Source organism: Campylobacter geochelonis (assembly GCF_013201685.1).
Lineage (GTDB): Bacteria > Campylobacterota > Campylobacteria > Campylobacterales > Campylobacteraceae > Campylobacter_B > Campylobacter_B geochelonis.
Map to the genome: position 1 here is coordinate 741,556 of NZ_CP053844.1, position 10,487 is coordinate 752,042.

Below are 10,487 nucleotides of genomic sequence, written 5' to 3' on the forward strand. Positions count from 1 at the left end.
TATGTGTTTAGGACAAGGAGAATGCCATGAAAAGTTTTATCTCATTTTTGTTTAAAGTGTTAATTTTAAATTTACTCATTACCACGTTTGCGTTTTCAGCGAACATATGTACTCGCGTAGAAGGCAAACTTGAAGATGCTGTGAATAAATCTGGAAAGATGACATTAACATCAAAAAGTACGTTTACTGTTTCTGATCGTCAAGAGGCTGGTCTATTTATTATCACGGCAAAAGAGGCTGGAAAATTAGAATTTGATTCAAGTAAAAATATTCTTAATGTTAATGAAAATCAACGTAAACATTTATTTGGATATTTTAACAAAATAGATAGTTGTGAATGGCAAAGAGGTTCTGGCTCGGATAGTGCTGATTACGGTAAGCAAGAGATAACAGTCAAGCCAGGCGAAACCGTTTATTTGCATATAAAAACAGATGGCAATTTAGATTCAACTAATAAATGGGGGAATGTTTGGGTAAATCCTAAAGTAGAAGTTACCTTTAAAGCCGATCCAACAGCGGTTCCACCGACTGATGAAGATTTTTTAAATGATCCAAATACAAGATGTAATTATATGACTACCGATACCGGTTCTAATATATTTAAACTTGGTGATAAAACTACTACTATAAATGCTGAAAAAATCATAGTTAAAAATAACTATGCTGAAAATTCGAATCCAGCTTTTAACCGTCAAACAGCAGGTTTAACTCTTGAAGCAACCGAAAAAGGTGGCATTATAGATATTAAAAAAATAAGCTCGGATAATAATATTAAATTTACTCTTACAAAGGTAGTTCAAGGTAAATGTGTACCTATGAGTGAAGTTTCTTCTATTCGCATTGAAAAAGGAGAGAAAGTATACGCTTACTTTAGAGCCGATGGTTGGACAAAAAATCAAAATCACAATGCACTAGAAACAGAAATAAAATCTAATTTTAGCATTAAATTTAGTCCAGATAGACCAACTACTTGTACCTTTGTGCCATTTACAGGTTCTGGCGCTGAAAATGGTGCTGCACTAATAGGGCATGGATTAACGAAAACAAATTTAAAATTTAATATAGAGATAAAGGGTTTTGGAGACTATGATCCTATAAATCAGTATTATTACAAATTAAAAGTAACTCAAACTGGCACTATAAATTTAGACGCCGATAACCCAGGTGCTGTTGTCCAGCATATCACAAAAAACAAACCACAAGATGGTAAATGTACCCCACTTGGAACTCCAAATAATTTAAATGTAGTAGCTGGAGATGAAGTATATGTATACTTTGGTCCTAGTAAAAATTTAAAAGCAAGTGCTACTGTGAATTTAAGCGCGACTTTAAATCCAGAATTTATACCGGATAAAGTAGAAGGAACTGGTTGGATGCGAGCACCTTTAAATGATGGTAAATTCAGACCAGGCGAAGTGATAAATCCTGGCACGCCAAATGCAGCTAAAACAGATTACGCTACTTTTAAAAATATTTACGGACCTTTTACTTTTGCTACAAATTTACCAAAAGATGATAATGGTTTACCAACTGGATATAAGATTATGCAGAAAAAATTCGGTGGCGCTGGTAAATTTTTTAATGGCGACTACTCTATAACCGGAGCTTCTGTGTTAAATTCATCAAACGGAATTGTAAATTTTCACTATGGAAAAGCTTCTAATGTAAAAAAAGTGGCTGGATTTGAAAGAAATAGTGCTAGCGCAAAACTATATCTTCCAAAAGATATAAAAAAAGACGACATAGTATATGCTAAGATATTTTGGACTGGGCATATACAAGCTGCTCATAAAACTATATATGATTTACCTGATATCATAAAAGGATATCGTGAAATTCAGTTTAAAGCGCCAGGTATGCCTTCTCCTAAGACATTAGAAGCAAAAGATGGTGATACTTGGTATAGTGCATCTTCTAGTTCTTTAAAAAATAAAGATGGGGCAACTTTCATTTATTCGGCTAGTTATGATGTTTTAACTGAGGTGCAAAAATCAGTCGCAAATCTTAAAATAGATAGTGAAAACAAAGACGCTACTATAGCTTTAACATTTGCAGCTGGAAATATTAAATCCTCTAGTGGCGAGTCGCCATCACTTAATAGATGGATTGGTGGAGCTGCCTCTCAATCACAATTTGGTAACTTTGCTAACTGGACACTGCTAGTAGTATATAATAGAAAAGATGCTCAAGCTGGAGATAAATACTATAAACCAAAAGGAATAACTATATATGAGGGTATGGCTATACAATCTGCACCAAGAGCAGATCCTGCTAGAAGCAACCTTACACTAAATTTTGATGGTTTTTACACTCCAGTTTCAAACAACTATGATGCAAAACTTAGTATAAATAGTTCTGGTGCTAGCCCATATGGTGAAGCTCGAGAAGAAGTTACGATAGCAGATGCTAATGATAACTATACAATGAAAAAGATTACTAATGAAGATAAACAATTAAATAATAACATTACTGTAATCAAACCTGGTGATAGCACAGTAACTACTCTAGAAAGCGGCCATACCACTGGTTTTGACCTGCATACTTATAATATAAATCAATTTATGACCGCAAAACAGTCTAAAACTTCAATGAATTTTGAAACATTTTGGCAAGATAATTGGACTAATACATCTATTATAAGTGTTGTTGCACTATCAACTGATCTTTATGTTCCTGAAGTTTGTTTTGATGAGACTATATACACAGCGGCTGCATTTCAGACCATAACAGAAGGTAAAGATAAGTGTGAAAACGCAGAAAATCAAAGACTTACTGAACTTAAGAAAAAAGAGCTTGGTGTTAATAGTTTAAATCCATCTCAAATACAAGAGATAGAAAAAGAAGCTCAAAAAACATGTCAAGAAATTATAGATAAAGGTGTAAGTAAATTTAGTGCTGTTGCTGGAGATAGTATAGTAGGAAGAACTAAATTTGTAAATGGTGGAAAATGGGTTTGTACTGGGCAAATAAAAAATGGAGAATGTAAAGATGGCGACTGGAACATGCAATCTGGAGTTGAGCCTGCGGAAGGAGTTATCATCAAGCTCGTTACAAAAGATAATATCTTATATAAAAAAGATAGTTCTAAAATAGATAATAGTATGGAAGATAAATACTCTTCTGGAACTAGTTTTAGTAAAAAGCTTGTAAATATAAAAGATGGTGATTTTGGAGCATTTAAAGATGGAAAAAACGGATTAGAGCCTATAAAGAACTTTTTATATGATGATAAATTTTTTAATGAGTATGCTCCTGGCGCTATAAGATACTCTTTAGGCAAAGACGCTGGAAGTAAAGATAAGTCCACAGGACTAGTCGGAGGTACTTTTATAGGTAGTGTAGAGAAAAATGATGCTAAAGTGGCATATTTAGAATTTGGTGCTACTTTGGGTAGTTTCAAAGATAAGATTTTTACCAACAATGAGTACGCTTATGACTTTTCGGCTTTAGTATGTGAAAATCCAAATGATAAAAGTACATGCCAAAAGCTTAGTTTTGGATATGGGATAGCTATGCAAAGATGTCCAACCGCAAAAGTCAATGAAATAAAAGTTGTATTATTAGATGGTCTTAGAGTGGTAAATCAAAACTTTAACGCAGATAACAACGATACTAGGTTATATACACAAGTATCAGGCGGTAGCTTTAACGGTTCTATGATATTTATGCCAGATTTATCTAAGTATGATACTGTGGATTGTCCAGATGGCGTTGGTAAAACAACAAAATCAATAGATGATACAGGTGCAGAAACAACAACAAAAGAAAAATGTGTTGTAATGAAAAATCTCGACGGATATGGCAATGTTATAGGAGAAATTCAATACATACCGCTATCTTCTATAGATGTTGGACTTCAACCGTTTCCTCTTGATGGAGAAGTAGAAATTTCTCTTGTTAGAGGAGATGAAGTTAGAAGGTTTTGTAACTATTTAGGAACAGAAGATAAAATTCCATTTTACTATGGAAACGAATATTTTGGTCAAGAAAAAGACTTTACTATGTCTTTAGCTGAACAGTTGATGGGGAAATCAGAACTTGAACTTAAAAATTTTAAAATAGAAGATGCGTTTAACTCTGTTACTTTTATGGTGCAATACTGGCCTAAAGGAGCAAAAACATATGGATTAAATAGAGGCGACACGCTTGAAAAATGTATAAATAGCCTTGGAAATGTCAATCCTAAGCCAACATCTTTAGAAGAATGTAGAGAGATGTTGCAGAAAAAAGATGCGTTGGCTGAAAATTGGCTTGGTACTAAACCAGCGCCAGATGGAAGCTTTCATATATGTAATTCAGACTCTTTTACTGTAAGACCGGCTATGTTTAAAGCAAAAACAGAAAATCTAGATAAATACGCTATATACGATAATAATGTTTTAGTAAAAGATAGTGGAACTAGTACAAATGAAACTTATATAGTAGATAAAACAAAAAGTACATTTAATGCTAAAAAATACCGCACAGGTGGAAATCCTGATGATAATAAAGACTTAAGAAGCAGTGTTATATACGCAGCAGATATAAACAATAATCCAACTCCAAACTATGTAAATTTGCTTGGTGTTGATTTTGGTTTAAGTAAGGTAGCTGTAGGAAGCAAAGCTGGTCAAATGAAAGAAGTTGGAACATTTTTAAAACCAGTCCTAAGTGGATTGTGTGAGCCAGCAGCAAATATCCAGGCTGTAACACAGATGAGAAATAGCAACAAGCCATTAGAGCTTAAAAAACTAAATGATATCGGCTCGTTTAACGATGAAACAAAATATAACAAAGATACAGGCGAGAATAACTCCGAATTTGATAAAAATAACTTTAGAATTTGGGATAAAGAGAAAAATTCATTGTTTGCAAATTTTGATTATATTGATGATACTGGAAAAAGAGTTTTAGAAGGGGATTGGAATAAAGGTAAATACAGGGAGTATATGGATAAACAAGCTCGGCTAAAAGGAGAAAAAAAAGATAAAGAGCGATATGCTAAACTTTATACTCAACAAATTCTTAAAGCTGATGGAAGTACTAAAGAGTTGCAGCTAAACTACTTTAATGTTGGCGATGTTTCTGTGGAAATATACGATAATACATTTACAATGGCAGATCAATATGATGTATTTAAAGGCAAAAAGGATACAGAAGAATGGCCAGCTTGTGTAGTTGGTTCTGCTGAAAATAAGCACAATGACAAAGGGCTTGTTGGATGTGATGTTAAGTTAGAAAAAGAACTTGTAACTAGATTTATCCCAGATAGAATAGAACTGCAACTTAAAAATCTAGTAGATACAAAAAAACATACAATCGCAGGAGTTGACTATAGCTATACATTTTATAATAATCCACAAACAGTAGGAATTACTACAAACACGTATGGCACAGAAACAGCTCCTATAGCAAATGATGCGATTATTCAGAATTCATCAACAGGGAAATTAAAAGATATTCAAGTACCAACCTTGGGTATGGATGTAGCTGCTTATCTATCAGATGAAGTGTATGCTAACACTTTAGCTACATTATACACTAAGCATTGCTATTCAAGAGATGTAGAGTTTGATTTGGATATGACATATGATTGTGTTAAAGATAGTAGCGATACTAGATGTGTAAATAGAACAGGAAGTGTGGTTGATATAGCTGGAAAACTTGGAGATAAACTTGGAGATACTAGAGGGTATAATAGAAATACAGCAAATGCGGCGGATCATTTTGGATTCTACGCTCTTGAAAATTTGATGTCAAAACCTGTAATAAATACTGATGGTAGTAGAAAATATGATAAAAGAAGTGGTTTATACATAGCTAGTCACGAAGGGTTTAAGGATGGAAAATTTCCAGTATTGGTTCCTTTTGGTTTTGACAGAACTCAAACTACAGCGAATAATCCAATCGTTTTATATGGTAATGACTTCGTAGCTAGGCAGTTAGTGGCAGATACGGCTAATCCAACCAAAAGCGTTGCAAGAGAGGGAAACAAGCTTTATAACGAAAAAGATACAAAAAATAAAGCTAAAGCGGTAGAAGATGATATGATATCAGATATCGCAAAAAGTAAATTTATACCTTTTGACGAGACTGATTCAAATTATACAAATCAAGCGGTTCATTTCTATTATGGTAATGCAAATGCTAAATTATTAAAGTATGAAACATCAAGTAGATCTATAACAGCAGAGATACTATCTATGATATATTGCAATGATGGAACAGAAAATAATGCAATATGCGAAACAACTTTTGCCAACAATTTTGGATTTACTTTATTACGTAATACAATAGAAAAGTAGAACAAAGACCTGGATTTTACATAAACCCTGCAGATAATTATGACAGTAGTAACATAAAAAATGAATTCGTGGATAAGTATGCAGCCTTGACTAATGCTAGCAGTCTTACTTTGATTAGAGGTAAGGTTTTAACATTTGCTGATAATGAACAACTAAACATTACATCGACTACTAGTCTTCCAGATACTACTATACAGGTTGTTGCTCAACCTTGGTTTTTGCATGGTGTAAATATCGGCTATAATGACTTTTTGGTAAATTTCTCTGGTACTCCATCTTCTGCTTGGGGAGGGGAAGGTAAAGTAAAAAGCGGTAGTGATATAGGATATTTTTTAGATAACAAACAAGATGCCAATGAAAGACCAAACGAAAATAAAAATAAAAGCAATAGGATTAATTGGTAAGAGATTACTACAAGATAAGCGAAGGAAAAATTCTTTCGCTTATCTGTTATGAATTATATAATATATACGATTTAACAAATAAGTTAGAGCGATAAGCTAACGATACGTAAAAATAAAATATAGCCTTTTTAAAACACAATTAAATTTAAAAACATCGATTATTAACGTAAGGATAAATTTTATAAACTGGAATAACGTTAATTTTTAAAACGTTGATAGCTAACACAAACAAAAGCTTTTTAAATTATTACATAAATAAATAAAATTTATATTTCAAAAAGCCACTATGTATTGTTGCTATGTATTATAGTTTAACCGCGATTTTATATCTTATAAATATAAATAACACTAATTTTTAAAAAAAATTGCTAATGTAAGTAAAAGTTGTAAAAAACCATGAGCATAATACTTGAGTTTTGCAAAAAATATCAATGATATTTAAAACTTTTTTAAAACCGCAAATTTTATATATGAGGACATCGCTTAAATTTCACAAAACCCCAAGATATCTTTTTAAAATCACCATAGCAGCCAAACTATCAAGCTTGCCATCTTTTTTCTTGTGATTTGCCACGCCAAACTCGCCAGCTTCAACACTAGAAAAGCTCTCATCTATATAGCAAACTTCGCCACCAAACTCAAGAAGCCCTACAAAATGCTCCACGCGTCGTCTCATCTCGCCCTCGCTACTTCCACCAAGTGGCACGCCAACAACTAGCTTGTTAGCGCCAAATTCGCTTAAAACAGCGTCCACAGCAGTCGCTGCTTGGTTGCGATTTTTACGTAAGATTGCATTTTGTGGCATTACAACGCCGTTTTCATAACCGATAGCAACGCCTATGCGCTTAAGTCCTATATCGATAGCCACTATCATAATTTGCCTAATTTAAGTTGCGTTATCGCTAAAATATTCATTTTATCACGACCTTCGTGCCTAGAATTTCTACCTTACCATCAAGTTCATATTCGTAAATTAAATCGCCAAAATTAGCATAAACTTCATCAAAGCTATCATTTTCTTTGATAAATTTTACCACTTCATTATCTTCATTTATCTGGCTCGCTTGGTCGATTTGGCTAAAATTCTTTGCAAATTCATCAACATCGTATATTAAATTTGCCAAATTTTTACCCAAAAGCTCGTTCGTCCCCATGCTCTCATTTATGCGTTGAGGCAAAACATATACCGGCACGCCCATTTCGCGTGCTAGTCTTGCGCTTTGAAGCGAGCCGCTTCTAAAATCAGCTTGCGCTACAACTAAAGCTTGAGATAACCCCACGACTATGCGGTTTCGCTCTAAAAACCTAAAGCCCATCGCTGGCGTATCTGGCTCATACTCGCTAAGTGCTAGTGAGTTTTGATAAATTTGGCTAATTATTTTAGCATTTGAAGCTGGATATATGATATCAAGTCCATTGCCAAAAACGGCTATTGTGTTTGGATACGCCGCGTTGTGTGCTGTGATATCAACTCCAATAGCAGCCCCACTTACAACACAAACTCCACGTTTTGCAAGTGCGCTAGAGAGTGATAAAACTAAGTTTTTAGTATACACGCTCATCTTTCTTGAGCCGACAATGGAAACTTTTGGCATATTTAAAAGCTCTAAATTTCCTTTATAATAAAGCTTTTTAGGCGGTTTTTTAAGTTTGGTTAAAAACGAAATATCATCGATAGTATTCATAAATCTCATTTATATATACAACTTCAACATCGCTAAGTATGTCTTGGCTTGTTTTTAGTGTTTTAAAAGTTATCTTTTTAGGGTGTCCGATGGCTATAGCATAGCCTCTTTTTTTGGCTATTTCAACAGCTTTTTTAAGCTCTTTTCTTATATAGTTTCTATCGTTTTTGTTGTCTAAAAAAACATCTCTGTAGATATATCTAAAGCCCTCTTGTTGGGTTGCGGTTCGCATTTTAGTAGAGGCGATGGTTTTTGAATCAACAAATAAAAAGTCATATTTTTTAAGCGCTTGTAAAAGCATTTTTGATGAGGCTAGATTTGAAGTAAATTTGCTTCCGGTGTGGTTGTTTATAAATTTAGCTCTTGGAAAGTCGTGGCGAACGGCTTTGATGGCTTTTTCTATAGTTTCATAGTTATCTTTTGTGCTTAGTGTTTTTAAGCGATCTTTATGCGAAATCGCTTCTAGCGGCAAATGCACCATATAAAACTCAAATTTCAAAGCTAAATTTGGAGTGTGCGCAAAGTCCTTGCTAGGTGGAAAAAAAGATGGCGTGAGCTTTAGTCCAACGCTTCTTAGCCCATCTACATGCTCTTTATCTGCCATATCATCTATGATAATGGCAAGTTTTGCTTTAGAAAATCTAGATGGCTGTTTTATGATATTGTGTGAAGGCTTATACACTTCGGTTTCTTGAGATTTCTCTTCTGTTTTTACATCTTTTTTTTCATCAAAACTTAGATTTAAATCCGCAAGAGCATGTGTTAAATTCTCATCTGATAAAACCACCATTGCAGGCTTGTTTTCTTCAGTTTTTTCTGCACTTTTATCATGTTTTTTTTCTGCGCTTTTATCTTTTTTGGGTACTGCTTTTTTCTCTACTTTTTTTTGTAGCTCGTGCGCAATTTCACTTTTTACTACAACTTTATCTTTTATAAAAAAGTAATCAAGCGTAGCGTAAGTTAGCGCACCTGCACCAAAACAAAATAAAGCGATGATGATAAATTTAAGATAGTTGGGGCGCTTTTTTTTGCGCCCTCTTGAACTCTTTTTAGTAGCCAAATTTACTCGGTTGCTTAGTTTTTATCTTTATTTACTAGTTTGCCATCATTTATCCATGGCATCATACCGCGAAGTTTTTCGCCTGTTTTGTTTAACAAGCTTGCTTCTGCTAGTTTTCGCTCGGCATTCATCTTTGTATATCCAGCTTTTCTTTCTAAGATGAAGTTTTTAGCGAAAGTTCCATCTTGAATCTCTTTTAAAATCGCCTTCATAGCTTTTTTAGACTCGCAGTCAACGACTCTTCCACCACTTACATAGTCGCCAAATTCAGCTGTGTTTGAGATAGAGTAACGCATATCAGCCATGCCGCCTTGATAGATTAAATCAACGATTAGTTTCATCTCGTGTAGACACTCAAAGTATGCCATTTCAGGCTCATAACCAGCTTCGGTTAGCGTTTCAAATCCTGCATTTATAAGTGCGCATAGTCCACCACAAAGAACTGCTTGCTCGCCAAAAAGATCCGTTTCAGTTTCATCTTTAAAAGTTGTTTCGATTATACCAGTTCTACCACCACCAATCGCGCTTGCATAGCTAAGTGCTATCTCTTTTGCTTGACCGCTTGCATCTTGTGAAACAGCGATTAAATCAGGAATTCCGCCACCTTTTACAAATTCATTTCTAACTGTATGACCAGGAGCTTTTGGAGCTATCATAATGCAGTCAATGCCCTTTGGTGGCACGATTTGTCCGTAGTGGATGTTAAAGCCATGACCAAAAGCAATAGCGCTTCCATCTTTTAAATTTGGTTTAATTTCAGCTTCAAAAATGTCGCTTTGAAGCTCATCAGGAGTTAATATCATAACCACATCAGCCTCTTTTACAGCATCGCCAACGCTTAGTACTTTAAAGCCTTTTGCTTCAGCTTTTTCCCAGCTTCTACCGCCTTTTTTAAGACCGACAACAACTTCAACGCCACTATCTCTTAAGTTTTCAGCGTGAGCGTGACCTTGTGAACCAAAACCAATCATCGCAACTTTTTTACTTCTGATTAGACTTAAATCGCAGTCTTTATCGTAATACACAGTTATAGCCATAACAATCCTTTAAAAAA

Annotated in this window: 6 protein-coding genes; 2 read left to right on the forward strand and 4 right to left on the reverse strand. The window is 34.3% G+C overall.

Features of this window, described 5'->3' with window-relative positions:
* Positions 1 to 26: 26 nt before the first annotated feature.
* The gene (locus CGEO_RS03455; protein WP_075540099.1) at positions 27 to 6,284 is read left to right on the forward strand and encodes a hypothetical protein; all 6,258 of its coding nucleotides are present in this window, start codon (positions 27 to 29) and stop codon (positions 6,282 to 6,284) included.
* Between the two features lie 86 nt (positions 6,285 to 6,370).
* Positions 6,371 to 6,688, forward strand: a complete 318-nt coding sequence (locus tag CGEO_RS03460; RefSeq protein WP_172658067.1) for a hypothetical protein — start codon at positions 6,371 to 6,373, stop codon at positions 6,686 to 6,688.
* A gap of 490 nt (positions 6,689 to 7,178) precedes the next feature.
* Here CGEO_RS03460 and ruvX read toward each other — a convergent pair whose 3' ends face one another.
* Genes ruvX through ilvC form a run of 4 tightly spaced genes read right to left on the reverse strand, consistent with a single transcriptional unit; the run spans position 7,179 to position 10,470 of the window.
* Complete coding sequence (gene ruvX, locus CGEO_RS03465) at positions 7,179 to 7,562, reverse strand: Holliday junction resolvase RuvX (RefSeq protein ID WP_075493391.1); 384 nt, start codon at positions 7,560 to 7,562, stop codon at positions 7,179 to 7,181.
* Positions 7,563 to 7,599: 37 nt separating this feature from the next.
* Positions 7,600 to 8,373: a DNA-processing protein DprA gene (gene dprA / locus CGEO_RS03470; RefSeq protein ID WP_075540101.1), complete on the reverse strand. Its 774-nt coding sequence runs from the start codon at positions 8,371 to 8,373 to the stop codon at positions 7,600 to 7,602.
* Positions 8,357 to 9,433, reverse strand: coding sequence for a divergent polysaccharide deacetylase family protein (locus tag CGEO_RS03475; RefSeq protein WP_075540102.1), 1,077 nt, complete (start codon positions 9,431 to 9,433; stop codon positions 8,357 to 8,359). The genes dprA and CGEO_RS03475 overlap by 17 nt, the downstream gene beginning before the upstream one ends.
* 14 nt (positions 9,434 to 9,447) lie before the next feature.
* Entirely contained in the window at positions 9,448 to 10,470 is a 1,023-nt protein-coding gene (gene ilvC / locus CGEO_RS03480) for a ketol-acid reductoisomerase (RefSeq protein WP_075493388.1), read from the reverse strand.
* Positions 10,471 to 10,487 lie beyond the last annotated feature (17 nt).

What these genes read in the sequence shown, in the direction of transcription:
- CGEO_RS03455 (WP_075540099.1), top strand. Translation starts at nt 27, where the DNA reads ATGAAAAGTTTTATCTCATTTTTGTTTAAAGTGTTAATTTTAAATTTA.
- ruvX (WP_075493391.1), bottom strand. Translation starts at nt 7,562, where the DNA reads ATGATAGTGGCTATCGATATAGGACTTAAGCGCATAGGCGTTGCTATC.
- dprA (WP_075540101.1), bottom strand. Translation starts at nt 8,373, where the DNA reads ATGAATACTATCGATGATATTTCGTTTTTAACCAAACTTAAAAAACCG.
- ilvC (WP_075493388.1), bottom strand. Translation starts at nt 10,470, where the DNA reads ATGGCTATAACTGTGTATTACGATAAAGACTGCGATTTAAGTCTAATC.